The organism is Cupriavidus sp. PET2-C1, assembly GCF_054515855.1.
On the sequence record NZ_JBTNRJ010000003.1, the window covers coordinates 877,691 to 892,263 of the forward strand.

The 14,573-nt window shown below is 60.3% G+C and carries 12 protein-coding genes and 1 pseudogene; 11 read left to right on the top strand and 2 right to left on the bottom strand.

The window, feature by feature from the left end; all coding sequences use genetic code 11:
- Window positions 1-117: 117 nt before the first annotated feature.
- Window positions 118-1,578 carry an amidase gene (locus ACX12D_RS37780; RefSeq protein ID WP_459376913.1) on the bottom strand — a complete coding sequence of 487 codons (1,461 nt, stop codon included), beginning with the start codon at window positions 1,576-1,578 and terminating at the stop codon, window positions 118-120.
- A 2-nt stretch (window positions 1,579-1,580) separates the two neighbouring features.
- Between ACX12D_RS37780 and ACX12D_RS37785 the strand changes: the two genes are divergently transcribed.
- Together ACX12D_RS37785 and ACX12D_RS37790 are read left to right on the top strand one after the other, a co-directional pair.
- Window positions 1,581-2,324, top strand: coding sequence for a gamma-glutamyltransferase (locus tag ACX12D_RS37785; protein ID WP_459376914.1), 744 nt, complete (start codon window positions 1,581-1,583; stop codon window positions 2,322-2,324).
- A gap of 331 nt (window positions 2,325-2,655) precedes the next feature.
- Window positions 2,656-3,360 carry a pyridoxamine 5'-phosphate oxidase family protein gene (locus ACX12D_RS37790; protein WP_459376915.1) on the top strand — a complete coding sequence of 235 codons (705 nt, stop codon included), beginning with the start codon at window positions 2,656-2,658 and terminating at the stop codon, window positions 3,358-3,360.
- Between the two features lie 1,293 nt (window positions 3,361-4,653).
- Here ACX12D_RS37790 and ACX12D_RS37795 read toward each other — a convergent pair.
- A pseudogene (locus ACX12D_RS37795) lies at window positions 4,654-5,879 on the bottom strand (tyrosine-type recombinase/integrase).
- Between the two features lie 144 nt (window positions 5,880-6,023).
- Here ACX12D_RS37795 and ACX12D_RS37800 point away from each other — a divergent pair.
- The 9 genes from ACX12D_RS37800 to cap4 all read left to right on the top strand — a co-directional run bounded on the left by ACX12D_RS37800 (window position 6,024) and on the right by cap4 (window position 14,376).
- Entirely contained in the window at window positions 6,024-7,091 is a 1,068-nt protein-coding gene (locus ACX12D_RS37800; protein ID WP_459376916.1) for a DNA-binding protein, read from the top strand.
- A 257-nt stretch (window positions 7,092-7,348) separates the two neighbouring features.
- Window positions 7,349-7,657 (top strand): H-NS histone family protein, encoded by a 309-nt coding sequence (locus ACX12D_RS37805; RefSeq protein WP_459376917.1) that lies wholly within the window; start codon window positions 7,349-7,351, stop codon window positions 7,655-7,657.
- Between the two features lie 388 nt (window positions 7,658-8,045).
- Window positions 8,046-8,423 carry a type II toxin-antitoxin system RelE/ParE family toxin gene (locus ACX12D_RS37810; protein WP_459376918.1) on the top strand — a complete coding sequence of 126 codons (378 nt, stop codon included), beginning with the start codon at window positions 8,046-8,048 and terminating at the stop codon, window positions 8,421-8,423.
- Window positions 8,413-8,841 (top strand): helix-turn-helix domain-containing protein, encoded by a 429-nt coding sequence (locus tag ACX12D_RS37815; protein WP_459376919.1) that lies wholly within the window; start codon window positions 8,413-8,415, stop codon window positions 8,839-8,841. Before ACX12D_RS37810 ends, ACX12D_RS37815 begins: the two co-directional genes overlap by 11 nt.
- Entirely contained in the window at window positions 8,838-9,365 is a 528-nt protein-coding gene (locus ACX12D_RS37820) for a hypothetical protein (protein ID WP_459376920.1), read from the top strand. The genes ACX12D_RS37815 and ACX12D_RS37820 overlap by 4 nt, the downstream gene beginning before the upstream one ends.
- Before the next feature lie 400 nt (window positions 9,366-9,765).
- Window positions 9,766-10,782 carry an SMODS domain-containing nucleotidyltransferase gene (locus ACX12D_RS37825; protein WP_459377444.1) on the top strand — a complete coding sequence of 339 codons (1,017 nt, stop codon included), beginning with the start codon at window positions 9,766-9,768 and terminating at the stop codon, window positions 10,780-10,782.
- Window positions 10,782-12,512 (top strand): ThiF family adenylyltransferase, encoded by a 1,731-nt coding sequence (locus tag ACX12D_RS37830; protein WP_459376921.1) that lies wholly within the window; start codon window positions 10,782-10,784, stop codon window positions 12,510-12,512. Before ACX12D_RS37825 ends, ACX12D_RS37830 begins: the two co-directional genes overlap by 1 nt.
- Complete coding sequence (locus tag ACX12D_RS37835) at window positions 12,512-12,982, top strand: M67 family metallopeptidase (RefSeq protein WP_459376922.1); 471 nt, start codon at window positions 12,512-12,514, stop codon at window positions 12,980-12,982. The genes ACX12D_RS37830 and ACX12D_RS37835 overlap by 1 nt, the downstream gene beginning before the upstream one ends.
- Window positions 12,979-14,376 (top strand): CD-NTase-associated endodeoxyribonuclease Cap4, encoded by a 1,398-nt coding sequence (cap4, locus tag ACX12D_RS37840; RefSeq protein WP_459376923.1) that lies wholly within the window; start codon window positions 12,979-12,981, stop codon window positions 14,374-14,376. Before ACX12D_RS37835 ends, cap4 begins: the two co-directional genes overlap by 4 nt.
- The last annotated feature ends 197 nt before the right edge of the window (window positions 14,377-14,573 follow it).

Here is a 14,573-nt window from a genome sequence, read left to right on the forward strand (position 1 = left end):
CGTAAGCGCTGTAATACTCACGCATCTTCGGGTCGGCCCTCAGGCCGCCGGTGAGCACAACGGCGGCTCGGTTAGGGTTGCCGCCACTGGGCGCGGATCAAACAGGGCGTGCTGGTATTAGATGCCAGTTGGCAACGAAGGGCGCTGGGCGATGAATTCGCTCCGCAGCAGTTCATATGCAGCCCCAGCGCGCAGCACATCGGCATCGCCGCCATAGCGACCCATCAGTTGCATCCCCATTGGCCAACGCCCATTTGAATGGAAGCCTGCGGGAACCACGAGGGAAGGCAATCCACCCAATGACGAGTAGATAGACACTTCCATCCAGCGGTGGTAGGTGTCCATCTCGCGGCCAGAAATATGCTTTGGCCAACGCTCTTCGGCATGGAATGGCCAACACTGTGCGGAGGGCAGCACCAGCAGGTCCCAGCGCTGCAACAGGCTGTGCATGTGTTGGTAGTAGCGGGTCCGCACTTGCGTAGCTTCGCGGAAGTCGTTAAAGCTCATGCCCTGGGAGCATTCGTACTCCCACTGCGCCTCAGGCTTGATCTTCTCTCGTGCACCTGGAAGTTGCAGTAATGCGCCGACCCGCGGCCCTGCAACAGCACGTCGCCAGGTGAGCCAGCATTCCCAGAGAAGGGCGGGATCAAAGCCAAGCGGGACCTCCTCTACCACTGCTCCTGCGGCTTCAAAATGCCGCAACGCGTCGCGGCACGTGTCTAGCACGCCAGGCTCCATGGCCAGATGGCCACCAATATCTCCGAGCCATCCAATGCGCATGCCCTTCAGCAGGTCCGGATCTGTCGGCTCGGCCTCATTCCAGCCAAGAGGCATCTGCATTGACAGGGGTGACCGAGCATCGAAGCCACTCTGAGTGGCGAGCAGGCGACCAACGTCGCGAATACTGCGACCCATCGGCCCCTCGTTAGAAAGCAGGTCAATCCAAACATCGGAAGTTCCGGCTTGCGGAATACGACCCTGAGACGGTCGCATGCCGAAGACGTGATTCCAGCCGGCGGGGTTCCGCAATGATCCCATTCCATCGGAGCCATCTGCTAAAGGGAGCATGCGCTGCGCTAAGGATACAGCAGCGCCTCCGCTGCTTCCGCCCGCACTGACTTCGGTATCCCATGCGTTCCTCGTCACACCCCACAGGGAACTGAAGGTATGCGAACCCAGACCCAACTCGGGCGTGGCAGTCTTCCCGATTACGATGCAACCAGCGTCTTTCAATCGCGCGGTCATGATTGAATCTGTACGGGGCATGTTGGCCGCCAGCAATTCACAGCCTTTCGTCGTGGGAAAGCCCACAGCATCTGCGAAATCCTTGATGGCGATGGGGATCCCGTGTAGCCAACCGCGGTCCCGGCCGCGGGCCAGGTCAGCGTCCGCCATGTCGGCTTGGGCCAGCAATGACTCGTCCGGCGCCAAATTCACAATCGCATTGAAGACGGGGTTGAGCGCATGGATCCGGGTCAGCGTCGCCTGCATCAAATCGCGACAGGAAAACTCGTGTCGCCGCAATGCTTCGGCGAGTTGGGAGGCGGACAGATCTGTCAGTTGCGTCACTGCGGTCATGGATGGTTTCCTTCTCCAGCAAACAAAAACTGCACTGTTCTACAGATTGGACCAGGAAAGTGGGCCAGTTGCGAAATCCTTTCCAAGCCGGTTCAACATCCCTGGTCGACGCGACGTGCGCTTTGCTGTCGCACACGGAGGAGCTTGTGACGGATATTCGAGCCGGTGGCGTTGCCAACGTCGAACGCCTATCTCCAGCGAAGCCCATCGAGCCGCGCGATACAACCCAAGTGTGCGTGATAGACGCCGACGGGAGTGCAGTCTCACTTACGCACAGTCTTGGCACCAGTTCGGGCATCATTACTTTCGGGCTCGGTATTCTGTACAACGGGCTCCTCAGTGGCTTCGATCCACGACCGGGGCGAGCTGCATCAATCGGGCCCGGAAAGCGTAGAACGAGTTCTCAGTGTACGACGCTGATCTTTAAAGACGATGCTGTGTGGATGGCATTGGGAGCCCCGGGGGGCACTGCGATTCCTTCGGCGTTGACGCAGACCATCGTCAATGTCGTGGACTTCGGCATGTCAATGTACGAGGCGGTCGCGGCACCACGCATCTCTGTGACGAGCAACGTTATCGAAGTGTCGAATCGGATTCCCCGCTTCGTTACCAAATCTTTGGAGGATATCTGTGTTTCAGCCGGGGGCGAGTCCACACTTTCGGAAACATTCGCGTGTGCCTTAAGCAACTCTTCCGGGGGGCTGTCGCTCACCGGCGTTCTCGACCCGAGTTTGCTCACCAAATAGCCTTCGGACTGGCGATCCCCAGCTCTGCCGCCAGGACACGAGACGAAGGCATCCTCGCGCTGCTGGAAAGCTCGCCAGCCAGAATCAGCTCTCGCAGTTGGAGATATAGCTGTTGCACTCTCCCCGCGCTCGCGGGAAATCGTCGCCGTTATGACGACCCCACCGGCGCCGCGGCGGCGTGCGGGCTAGCCATCCTGGAGCCCCGGCGCGCCGCACTGTAGAGCAGCGGCCAGATAGACCTTCCAAGCGGCCCAGAGGAATACAGCTAAGTGGCCCTTTTCATGGTGTCGCTGCTCTCCAAGAATGCAAGTTCTCAATGGAATCGACTGCTATGAGCACACAGAACACGACACCCACGGAAGACTTTCCCACCACCGAACGCACCCGAGTTCGCCGACTCCACGAAAGGGGCTCGCATGGGCGTGAGGACGTATACCGAATTCTCGACGAAGCCCCGCTGTGCCACGTGGGTTACGTCATTGATGGCGCACCCTACGTGACGCCCACTTTGCACTGGCGGGATGGTGACCGCCTGTACTGGCATGGTTCATCGGCTAGCCGCTTTCTTCGGAAAGCGGAGGGCACCCAGGTATGTGTCACGTGCAGCTTCATGGATGGCTTCGTTCTGGCACGTTCTGCCTTCTTTCATTCGTCCCGGTACCGATCGGCCATGGCTTTTGGCAAGGCCCAGATTCTAGAAGGGGAGGAAGCGAAAAAGGCAGCGTTGAAGCACTTCATCGAAGGTCTCTTCCCTGGACGCTGGGACACGTTGCGTCCGATGCAGTCGCAGGAACTCAAGGCGACCTCGATCCTTTACATGGACATCGAAGAAGCAACTGCTAAAACGCGCGAGGGTTTCCCGAATGATCCGGAGGACGCAAACTTCCCGGTGTGGGCAGGCGCTATTCCTATGACCTACAAGACCAGTGGAGCAGAGGATGCCCCGGACCTGCCCGCAGGTATCGCCGTCCCTGATTACGTAGCAAACCTGGCGTCCACCGGAAAGCTCCGCACGCCGTACTCTTCTAAAGAATAAGAATGTACTTTGGCTCGGAGAGATTGACATCGATTGTTGTCGTTGGAGGCGGGTGCATAACCTCCGCGATAAACGTTGACAACCCATCCTGCCATAAGCACCCCATGTGGGGTCGACGAATTCGGAATGCCTTTCGGTCTGCAAGTGGCAGGAATTCAGGAGTGGTGCAAATATTTTGGCTTATCACCATGGCATTTGGGGGCGCCTTTAGTCCAGATTCGTCGATTAAGCGACCTAATCAAAATCTCAGTGCTATTTGTCCGGTAAATCTGATTCTGACGTCGATTTTTGAGGCGGCCCTCAGCTGACCAATATCGGCGCAAGGTATATTCTATGTCTGGTGGATCTTTCGTCTAGCCAAAGCATTGCGAATCGCGCCGGTAAAGTACCGTGGCGATAGATATACTTATTTTATGCAGCTATCTTTCAAGAAACACAGAACATGATTTTGCAAATCCCGGAAACCGTAAAGAAAATCGTTGGCTCACTGGCGGAAATCGCCCTGGTAGTGTTGGTTTCGTTCGGTGCCCATGCTTGACCGTCATGACCGAGGGTGCGACAGCTCAGTCCTTCAGGGCAGGGAAGGATTGCGCATGCAGGGCCCGAGTCGGCGTGTCGATGCCAAGCCGTGATTCGAAACCCTACCCCGAGGCCCGCTATGAAACCAGAGTGGCAGGAAAACAGGCGTTCGCTATAAATCGGTCCCTGGCTGCCCGATCGCGAAGCGGGCAAGGTGCGCGCGACACGGCCGACATATGTGCTTTGGACTCTCTGCGTGGACGCGCCTTACGCTCCCAGGTACCGATAGAGGGGTAGGCGTACTTTTGGTGCCAAATCTGGCGGTAGCCAGTCGTAGAGTCGCTTGCAACAAGGCTGTCTGGTCTGCCGCACGAAGCGCGGCAGGCGTTTTTGCAATCCATTGATTCGTATGAATTTTTGGTGCCACACCGCCAGATTTCGCATCAAAAGTACGATCACCCCGGAAAGGTTGCCGGGAAGCGTTTCTGCAACTTCACAATGGCTTGCAGCACCGGATCGACGGGCTTAACGGGCTCATTCACGGGCCTAGTCGGGCGGGCTGAAGCCCTCGGCGGTGCGCAACGCGTCTTGGCCGGTGGCGCGGCCTTGGCTTGCATTGCCAGTTATTCCTTCAGTGCCGCCAGTTGTTCGAAGCCTATCATGCCCAGCCATTAAAAACGAGCTGAGATTGTAGCCGTCCCTCGCGATTCACCTTGCCGCCCAAGCCGCGGCGGGCATTCACCAAAGCAGGCATGCTGGCCAGAGCGGCGCCCATCACCCTTCGCGCGTCCACCCGATCCGGTGGCGTTCCTGCGTGGCCTCGTGCCGCGCATCGTCCTCCGTATGCAGATAGGCGCTGGTGGTCGAGATGGATGCATGCCCGAAATTGTCCCTCACGAAACGCAGGTCCACCTGCTGGTCGGTCATGTGCGACCCCGCGGTATGGCGCAGCCAGTGCGCCGACGCGCTGGCCAGCACCGCGGCCCGGCTTTCCCACTCCGGGCCGCGTGAGCGCAGGCGCGCGGCGGCCATCCCGAAGACTTCCTTCAGCACCAGGTGCAGCGCACCGCGTGACAAGGGCTTTTCCTTGCCGATGATCGGCAGCACGATGGGGCGCGCCTCGCCGGGGTGCGGTGCCGGTGGCAGGCCGTACGCCTCGCGATAGCGCGCCAGCTCCACGATCGCTCATCTGTCGCCGGCACCAGCCGCGTCTTGTTGCCCTTGCCGGTCACCTCCAGCCACCAGCGCTCCACGCCGTCGCGGTCGCGCCGGCAGAAGAAGGCGCCCATGCGGGTTTCGGCCACTTCCGCCGCGCGCAGGCCGCCGAGATACAGCACCGTGAAGAGCCAGCGGCAGCGCGCCGCATGCAGGCGCTCGCGCTCGGTCGCACTGTCGCTCGTACCCGGCATCGCTTCGATGGTGTCCTTGACTGTCTGCCACATGGCGTGGCTGAGGTAGCGCGTGATGCGGGGCTTGGACTGGCCGCGCCGGCTGCGTGCCAGGGAGAGCGGATTGCCGGCGAGGTAGCCGGCGTCCACCAGCCAGGCGAACAGCGCATTGAGGATCACCATCGCGTGCCGCGCGCTGGCCGGGGAGAGCGGGCCGGCGAACGGCCGCCAGTCGGGCGCGCCGCGCGCGAGCTTTTTGCGCGATGCCATCACCCAGCGCCAGGCCGGCTGGGGATCGACCAGGAAACGCTCGTACAGCAGCAGGTCCTCATGGGTGAGCGAGGACAGCGGCTTGCCGTGCTGCAGGACGGCCCACAGCAGCAAGCGCTCGACCTCGCGCCGATAGGTCTGCAGCGTGGCCGGCGTGTCGGTATAGCGAGCCAGCCAGGCGGTGACGGCGGCCAGATCGTCGGCAGCCGAGATCTGTGGGGTGCCGCTGCGGGCCCGGTTGCTGCCGGCGGCGCCGGACAGCGCGGCGGGCAGGCGCAAGCGCTCGATCGGGGTGGCCGGCAGGGCAGCGAAGACAGGGTGGGGGAGCGGGGTGGGTTCCATCGGTGCGGCGGGCGTCATGGCGTGAGTGTAGACCTAATTCTAGACAGAAGCCCACTTATGTCTAAAAATATGGCAATTTACTCAATAAATTAACGTATTACGTAGTAATATAATAGAAAACTCCACGAACGTTCCATGTAGAACATGACCGCCAGCCCGCTCGATCACCCGCCGCCCACGCCTAGCGACACCGTCCCCGAGGCCCAGCTCGCCGCCGACGTGGCCACCCTGCGCGCGCAGTTCCCCGAGACTCGCGCGCTCTACCGCGAGGTCTGCGCCTTGCTGTTCTTCCGGTATGGCATCACGCCCACCGCCAACAAGCTCTACGGTCTGGTGCGCAAGGGCAGCATGGGCACGCCGACCGAAGTGCTGGCGCAGTTCTGGCAGGATTTGCGCGGCAAGATGCGCGTGACCATTGACCAGCCCGGGCTGCCGGATGCGCTCAAGGCGATCGCGGCCGACGCCGTGCAGTCGATCTGGCAGGCCGCCAACGAGGCCGCTAGCGGCGAGCTGGCCGCCTTGCGGGCGGAGGCGCGGCTACAGGCGAGCGAGGCGGAAGCGCAGCGCGACCAGGCGCGGGCCGCGGTGGTGGTGGCCGAGCAGGAGACCGCCGCTGTGCAGGCCGAGTTCGACGCCGTCCAGCGCGCGCGCGCGGCGCTACAAGGGGAGTTGGACGCCGAGCGCCGGGCCCACGCGGCCGCGCAGGCGCGTCACGACGAGAGCAAGCGCCAGGTCGAGGCGCTGGAGCGGCAACTGGGCGAGATGCACACGCAGTTCTCGGCGGACCTCGAGCGCACCCGCGAGCAGGTGGTGGTGGCACAAGAGCGCGCCAGCGCCACCGAGCGCCGCGCGCTGCGCGAGATCGACCAGGAGCGCACGCTGCGGCAGAAGGCCGAGCAGGCGGTCGCGGACCTGCGCACCGAACTGGCGGCCATGCAGGCGAGGGCGCAGGAGGCGGCCGTGGCCGGTGCCGAGGCACGGGCGCGGCTGCAGGCCGAGCGCGACACGCTCAGCCGGCAACTGGCGGCGGCCGAGCAGGCGCTCGAGCGAGCGCAAGTGGCACAAGACGGGCTGCGGGCCGAACTGGATGCGGCGCTGCGGCAGGCCGAGCGCGCACAAGCGGAAGCCACCGCGTCGCGCCGCCAGGCAACGACCAGGCGCCAGGTGCCAGCGACCAAGACCAAGTTGAAGTTCAAAGCGGGGCCGGCCTGAGGAGGGGAGGGGGCGAGGATTTGTCCACCGCGAGCTGGGATAGGCCTGTGGACAAACCGCGCGAGGACCAGATGCCCGGCGGGCTCCTCGGGTCTGATTAGTTTTTGAGCGGCGGGGTGACCACGTGATTCCCAATCCCCAAGCGAGCGGGTTGCGTTACACCAGCGATCCGCCGGCACAATGTGGAGGCCCAACGGTCTTTGAGACGACAACGCAGGATTCTGCCCCGCAGCTTCCTCAAATCTGTGCACCTAAGAATGAAGTCGATCGAAATCGAGCGCGCCGAAGCGATTACCTGGATCCGCATCCAGATGGCCCAGCACGGCCTGACCGTGGCCGACCTGCAGGCCGCCGGCTGCTTTGCCGAGCCGCCACCTGCGACGTTGCCTGGTGGGGTGCGCTACCGCAACGCGCACGGGCAGGGCTGGGACGGCCGCGGCGCCATGCCGGACTGGCTGCAGCGGGCGATCAATGCCGGGCAGACCGTGGAACATTTCCGGGTGCTCATCGCCGAAACAAAGGGGGGCGCCGTGAAGGGGCGTTCCGATGTGAAATCAAACGGTTAGTGGGGAATGTCGCGGATTTTTGACGATTATGCTCTGAAGAGCACAAACACGAATCTAGGCCATCCCTCGAGAAGGACGGCAAACAGGCGGTTTTCGGCGTCGGCGCTGCAGTCCCCATACGCGGGTGTCAGCGAAAAACTATTCAGAATCAACGGCTAACGCCGGTGCAGTGTCCAAGGTCGGGTTCGTCAGCCTAGAGAGGGCGGAAAATATACCAGGACTCTAAGCAGCACATCTGCCTTAGAATGAGGTCCGCTGTGCCGCCCTTGAGGCACACGTATGGCATGCACCGAGAAAAACCACCAATTCCGTGGTACTTTCCCCCTTGAAGATTCACTTATAAGTTAATATCTTGCGAGTAGCTGCCGTTGTCCAGGACACGTGGTCCGTGTACGAGTTGTTAAACGCTCGTGGCGATGGCGTGCTCGCCGGGTTGGCGACCGCCAAGGATGCTGAGCGATGCTTTGCGTTCCTTGAGCATGCGGCAAAGCACGGGCCAGAGGCCTTTGCTGAAAACCGAACGCACCATGTGTGCGACGACCCGAAGATATGGCAGTTTGATGTCACCGGCACTCTTCGTTTGTTGTACTTTTACGATGCAGGGAAGGTGATTGTGCTGTCGAAGCTGTTCTACAAGGCTGGTGGAAAGTCTGGGAAGACCTCCAAGGACCTGATCAAGGCTGCGCAGAAAGTGCACGCTGAGTATCAGGCAGCCAAGCAGGACGGTACCCTGGAGTATGTCGAAGGAGAGGACGATGAAGATTAGCAACCGCTATAAGGAAGCGTTTCAGCGGGCACGGCAATCTCATGAGTACTGGACGGAGCGCGCGCTACTCGACTTGTCGCGCCAGCTCGTTGAAGCAATGAAGAAATCGGGGCTGACTCAAAAGGCTCTTGCCGAACGCCTGGAAAAGAAACCTTCTTTCCTGAGCCGCCTCTTCGGTGGCAACCACAACGTAACCATCGCGACGGCATCGGAAATCGCGCATGCGCTGGAGATGCATCTTGACATTAAGCTGGAGCCCAACGCGCCTGCTTCGAGAAAGCAGACATTCAGCGTGACCGCAGCGCATGAAGACTTCGCGCCACGGGAAGGAATTGTCGTGCGAAGCCACCGGCTTAAGCTTGTCAAAGGTGCAAACGACAGTTTCACTTCGGGTGTTGAGCGTCGCAAAGCAGCATGAATCAAGAAACCCTAGAGAAGGTGCTTCCCAACTTGCATATCCAGGCCGCCTATCCCACGAAGGTGGAGGCCAAGGTAGCACCATGGTTCGATCGCCGTCAGGTTTTTGGCAGTTTTACTCGAATTAACTGGACGACGGGCGATATCTCTGTTGCTGAGATCGCCTATCCAGGGGAAGGCGACGAGGATGCGCGGGCTGCCAGCTTCATGAAGTTTCTGGTGTGCACGCGCACTAGGATCGTCCGTATTGGTGAGGAGGGCGTACCCGACGATTCGGAGGAGCTTAATGACGAGGATGTGGTCCTCGACCTACAGGCCGAATTCGCCGTGGAGTATGCGGTCGCTAATGTGAAGCCCGACGATTTGCCGCAAGATGGCGTTGAGGAGTTTGCTTCGCACAACATGCCTTATCACCTGTGGCCTTACTATCGACAGTTTGCCCAGGATTTGGCGATGCGATTTCAGGTCCCCATCCCAACAATTCCTTCTTATCGCGTACCGAAGAGTCATCAACCAAAAAAGTAAAAGGAAGAGCCACGGATTTGCCGGGGCTTCAGACTGCTGACAAAGCCTCCCCAACGCGGGAGGCTTTGTTCATAATGGAGCGATGCCAAGTGCATCCACCCCCTTACCAGGGTAGTAGTACTTTCCGTGTGAAAAATGGCGGTCGCAGAGCGCAGAGTCGCCTGCAGCAAGGCTTTTCGCCGCGACGAGTCTCTCGCGATCGGTGTATTTGAAAGTCCCCGATATATCGGCATTTTCCGTGACAAACCGCCAGAAATTGCACGGGAAGTACGATCACCCCTATATGGAAGAGTTTTAGAGAGCCAATTCTTCAAAAAACACTACATGTAGTGTGTTGACCTGCAGCGTAACCATGCATATAGTGTTGATAACTCGCATGCCGCGAGAGCTATTTCCGGAGATGCGACCCGTGGCCACGCAGCAGCAATTTATCGACTTCTTGTCCGAGATAGAGCCCAGCCCGACGACGAAGTCGGTTTGCATCAGCGCGCACTCGAACCTACGTGCGAAGCTGGAGAAGCACGAGACCTACAAAGACATCCATGTCAACACGTACTTATCCGGCTCCTATGCCCGTAACACGGCACTGCGGCCGCGGCAAACCGACGGTACGGTGCGCCGCCCAGACGTGGACATCATTGTTGTCACGAACCACGCGCACTACGATCTGCCGAGCGATGTTATCCGCACCCTGCGCAAGGCGGTGAAATCGCTGGGATACACGGACGTCGAGGCGAATCGCCGCTCCATTTGCGTATCCTTGGGCTCGGTCGAGATGGACGTCGTACCAGTCATCCCCAGTCCTTGGCAACAGGGTGGTTGGCTCATTGCGGACAAGAGCGAGGAGCAGTGGCTGGTCACCAATCCGATGGGACATAACCAGTGGGCCAGTGCTGTGAACAAGAAGGCCAACGGCTACTTCGTTCCCCTTGTGAAGCTGGTGAAGTGGTGGCGTCGCGAGAACCTGCCACACCTCAAGCGCCCAAAGGGTTTCATCCTGGAGACGCTCGTCGCCAAGCACATGGACTACAAGGAGACCAGCTACGAAGAGTTGTTCGCCAAGTTCCTCGAGGCAGTTCGCGACGAGTACATGTGGACCGTCCAATCCGGTCAAGTACCTCATCTGGAGGACCCCAGCGTCTCGGGCAACAACGTGTTCTCGCGAGTCAAGCCGGAAGAGTTCAAGCGGTTCTACGACATGGCCGAAGCTCACGCCGCGGTTGTGCGTCGCGCCCAGCGGGAAACCGATGCAGACAAGGCCTTGACCCTTTGGCAGCGGGTTCTCGGTGACCGATTCCGCAAGCCTGTCCAGAAGGCGGGCATGTTGCGTCCCGCGGTCACAGCCAGTGCCGGTATTGGCTTGGCCTTTCCAGCCATCGCCGTAGTACCGCCGAACAAACCGGCTGGATTTGCGTGATGCGGCTGCTGCTCGAAGAGCCAATTCGCATGCGCGCGGAAACCCGCGGGCTAGATGAGCTCGCGGGCACTTCCGGGTGGCTGACCAAGCTGGAATGGGGTTTCACCGAGGCCAAGGATGTCTGTGTTGACTTCGACATCACGGTTAACGACAAGGTGCATGAGGCGGTCTTGGTCTACCCGGCCCTGTTCCCCCAGGCGCCGGCGTATGTGCGGCCGCGTAAACCCGATGAGTCATGGAGCGCGCATCAATACCCGTCAACGGGTACGCTCTGCCTCGAGTGGGGACCGGACAACTGGCACCCAGGCGTGACGGGCGCCGACCTGATGGTCAGCACCCACAAGCTGTTGGCATACGAGAAGTTTGGACCTGTCATCGGCGTGGCTGCGCCGTCGCGGCACGAGTTGACGCTTGGGCAGCGCGCGCGATACGAGTACCTGCGGTTCCTCATCACGCAGGAGCTGCAGACAGCCCTCGAAGCGTCACCCCGCACGGCGCCCATTGCTCTTGCAGTGGGGACGTTGCATCGACGGCGCGAGTTCGTTGCGGTGGCTACTCAGCTCGGTGATGACGCTTCACCCACGCAGTTGGGCGTGCCCAAGGAGCTTTCTGACCCGGCTGCGGCCTCTTCGTGGGTTAGAAAGGGGTTCGTCGTCTGGTGCGACGAGTGGGCCTCGTTGCCTAAGGTTGTCAAAGACCAGGCTATCCTTCGGGAGTTCTTGAAGGCAAAGGGCTGCTGGCCGTGGCCGAATGACGATCTGCAATCGGGCTTCCTGCTGTTGGCAGATGAACAACTTCGGCTTCGGCCCATCGCGGTTGCCACGAACACTGAGGGCAGCACGGTATTCGACTACTTCCCTGTGGATTGCACCGACAGGGGCCAGGTCAGGCAGCCGGAACGCAATGCGACCTTGGCTCAGAAGAAGGTGGCGATTGTCGGCCTCGGTTCCGTTGGCAGCAAGATCGCCGTGTCGTTGGCGCGTTCCGGCATAACGTGCTTTCTGCTCATCGACGACGACATCCTCAAGCCATCGAATCTGACGCGTAATCAGCTGGATTGGTCCTCGATGGGCTACGACAAGGTGGACGCGGTCCAAAGCGCAGTACAGTTGATTCGCCCCGCTGCGGAGGTAGCGTGCCGCACGTTCCGCTTCGCTGGGCAGGAGAGCTCCTCCTACAACACGACGGTGCTTGAGCAAATCGCAGCGTGTGATCTCGTCATCGATGCCACAGCGAGCCCGAAAGTGTTCTCGTCCATAGCGGCCATCTGTACACGGCGCAAGGTTCCCGTCGTCTGGGGCGAAGTGTTTGCCGGAGGCATTGGAGCTCTCATGGCGCGCAGCCTGCCCGGCTTCGACGCGGACCCATTGGAAATCCGCAGAGCGATTCATGCGTACCTCGCCGGCATGCCTGAAGCACCCTTCCAGCATTCGCAAGCCTACGATGCCGAGGTGGAGGACGAGGTGTTCGTTGCTGGGGACGCGGAGGTAAGCGCTCTGTCGGCGTCGTTGGCGCAGTTCGCCATCGACGCTCTAGTGGGTACGGAGGCGCCTCGATTTCCCAACTCCGCCTATCTGTTTGGCTACCAGAAGGCTTGGATTTTTGAGGCACCTTTCGACACGCACCCGATTGCTTGCCCGCGCGCCGTGGAAGGCCCCGAGGTACCAGCTGACTCACGGGAATCCGTGTCGGCGTTGAAAGAACTCATCAACGTGTTCGGCACGAAGTAATGTTGACGGTCAGCATTCCGACGGACGTGCAGCGGACACTGCGGAAGGCGCTCAAGGCCGCTGGCACTGACGAATGCGGTGGCGTCCTGATGGGAGAGCACGTGGGCCCGGGTCATTTCGCCGTCCGGTATCTGACGGTGCAAGGTGGAGGGCGTTTCGCTAGCTTCATTAGGGATACTCAGTCAGCTTTGCGTGCCCTCGGGAAGTTCTTTCGCCAGTCCGGCCATGACTACGCTCGGTTCAACTACCTCGGCGAGTGGCACTCGCACCCGAGTTTCTCGGTGCAGCCCAGCACGACGGACCACCTGTCGATGCTGGATATCGTGAAGGACGTGCGCGTCGGGGCAAATTTTGTGGTCCTGCTCATCTTTAAGCTTTCACGCCGGGATGAGCTAGAGGGCAGTGCGCACACCTATCTCCCAGACGGCTCCTTTGCGCTGTCGACTCTGGTTTTTGAAGGCAACCCATGAACTCCGCACTCTTTGAGCGTCAGGCTACTGGCGGCGTAGTGGCCCGAAACGGCTTTGAGTATCAGGACGCGTTCTTGCTCGAGCACATTCCGCGCTTTCTCGCCCAAGGGGCTTTCAACCAAGCTGTCAGCGAGTTGCTGGGAGATGTCGAGATACGCTACTTCCGGCCAGGCGGCGGAACGTATTGCGTGCTGTATGAGGCAAAACGCCACCAACTGACGAAGACCGAACTCTGGTCGGAGGTCGCTCATTTTCGGGAGCTGCACGAAAAGTCCCCCGCGGAGTACGTGCAATTCGTGCTGCTCTGCGGCGACTTCGTTGGAGAGTACCAGGCCTTCCTCGGAAAGCTCAATCGGTATCGTGGCCCCGCAGTAGCGCTCAATGCCGACTCTAGCATTCGAGCCACGGCAGAAGCCGACATTCTGGATACCATTGTCAAGTTCGGGCAGACGCTTGAGATGGCGCGCTTCGTGTTGGATCGAGTATCGTTCGTCCAGTACCGGGACGACAACGTCGATGCCGGCTTTGGTACTAGGCTGGAAGAGCATCTACCCAGCTTGAACATGAACCGACGGGAAACCGCAGCCTTCCGGGCGAAGTGCAAGGAACTGGTCGACACCTCGGTCAAGGGTATCGTCACCCGCCGGGACCTCGAAGCAGCGCTCGTGGACTATGCGCCAAGCGTTGCCGACGAATGGCGTGTTACGCCGTCTGACCTTCATCTGGCACCCGCTGGATTCGAGCTTGGCCCTCTCGCTTTGGATGTCTCAGTGTTTAATGGCCCTGAGCGAGGAAGCCTTGGCCAAACGGCGTGGGTCCAGCTGCAGCAGCGCTTGAGCGAGGTTGGAGACTTCCTTCACGCAAGCCGCGGGCGTCGAGGGGTGCGGCTGTCGGCAAAGCATCGGATGTCGCTAGCTTGCCTGCTGGGCTACTGCTTCTCGGCAACTCGGAACTTCACGCTCACTCTGGACCACAACGACCAGATGTACGACACCTCAATGCACGACAAGGCTCCGGGACCGTTCTTCACGGTCAACGAGGACGCGGCGTCGACGCTGGGTGTAGAGGGGGTTGCCTCCATAAGCTTTCCGAACGGCTCGAACGCTGATGTTGCAGCCAATGCCAACGCCTTCGGATTGAGTCGCTCACCGAAACTATCATTGGTGTCAGCGTCTGTCATTAAAGACATCGCAAGCCTGAATACCGCGGTGAGCGAGGCCAAGATTTCCTTATCCGAGTTCCGTGGGCGCCATCAACTGCAGCGGGTGCACCTCTTTATTAAGGCACCGGCCTTGTTCGCCATGGGACTTGGACATCGGCTCAATGGTGTCGGGTGTATCCAGCTCTATGACTGGGACCAAGGGAAGTACATTCCAACCGTGCAGCTCGACTGAGCATCATTCGGTGAGGGGATGTATCGGCAAACGCCTGGATACCTGTCATTAAGTGCGGCCCGCCGCCGCTGCGATGGTTGACAGCAAGATGCTCTGTAGCGGTAGTACTGGCTTCGGCAGCGACGGACCGCAGCCGCACTGCAAAGCAGATGTTGGCCAAGCGAAACTCGAATGGCCGCAAGGGGTCGTCGGTCTGC

Bases quoted from the DNA above. Each gene is read 5' to 3' on its own strand.
- ACX12D_RS37790 (WP_459376915.1), top strand. From the start codon at position 2,656: ATGAGCACACAGAACACGACACCCACGGAAGACTTTCCCACCACCGAA.
- ACX12D_RS37835 (WP_459376922.1), top strand. From the start codon at position 12,512: ATGTTGACGGTCAGCATTCCGACGGACGTGCAGCGGACACTGCGGAAG.
- ACX12D_RS37805 (WP_459376917.1), top strand. From the start codon at position 7,349: ATGAAGTCGATCGAAATCGAGCGCGCCGAAGCGATTACCTGGATCCGC.
- cap4 (WP_459376923.1), top strand. From the start codon at position 12,979: ATGAACTCCGCACTCTTTGAGCGTCAGGCTACTGGCGGCGTAGTGGCC.
- ACX12D_RS37820 (WP_459376920.1), top strand. From the start codon at position 8,838: ATGAATCAAGAAACCCTAGAGAAGGTGCTTCCCAACTTGCATATCCAG.
- ACX12D_RS37785 (WP_459376914.1), top strand. From the start codon at position 1,581: ATGGTTTCCTTCTCCAGCAAACAAAAACTGCACTGTTCTACAGATTGG.
- ACX12D_RS37780 (WP_459376913.1), bottom strand. From the start codon at position 1,578: ATGACCGCAGTGACGCAACTGACAGATCTGTCCGCCTCCCAACTCGCC.
- ACX12D_RS37830 (WP_459376921.1), top strand. From the start codon at position 10,782: ATGCGGCTGCTGCTCGAAGAGCCAATTCGCATGCGCGCGGAAACCCGC.
- ACX12D_RS37800 (WP_459376916.1), top strand. From the start codon at position 6,024: ATGACCGCCAGCCCGCTCGATCACCCGCCGCCCACGCCTAGCGACACC.
- ACX12D_RS37825 (WP_459377444.1), top strand. From the start codon at position 9,766: ATGCGACCCGTGGCCACGCAGCAGCAATTTATCGACTTCTTGTCCGAG.
- ACX12D_RS37815 (WP_459376919.1), top strand. From the start codon at position 8,413: ATGAAGATTAGCAACCGCTATAAGGAAGCGTTTCAGCGGGCACGGCAA.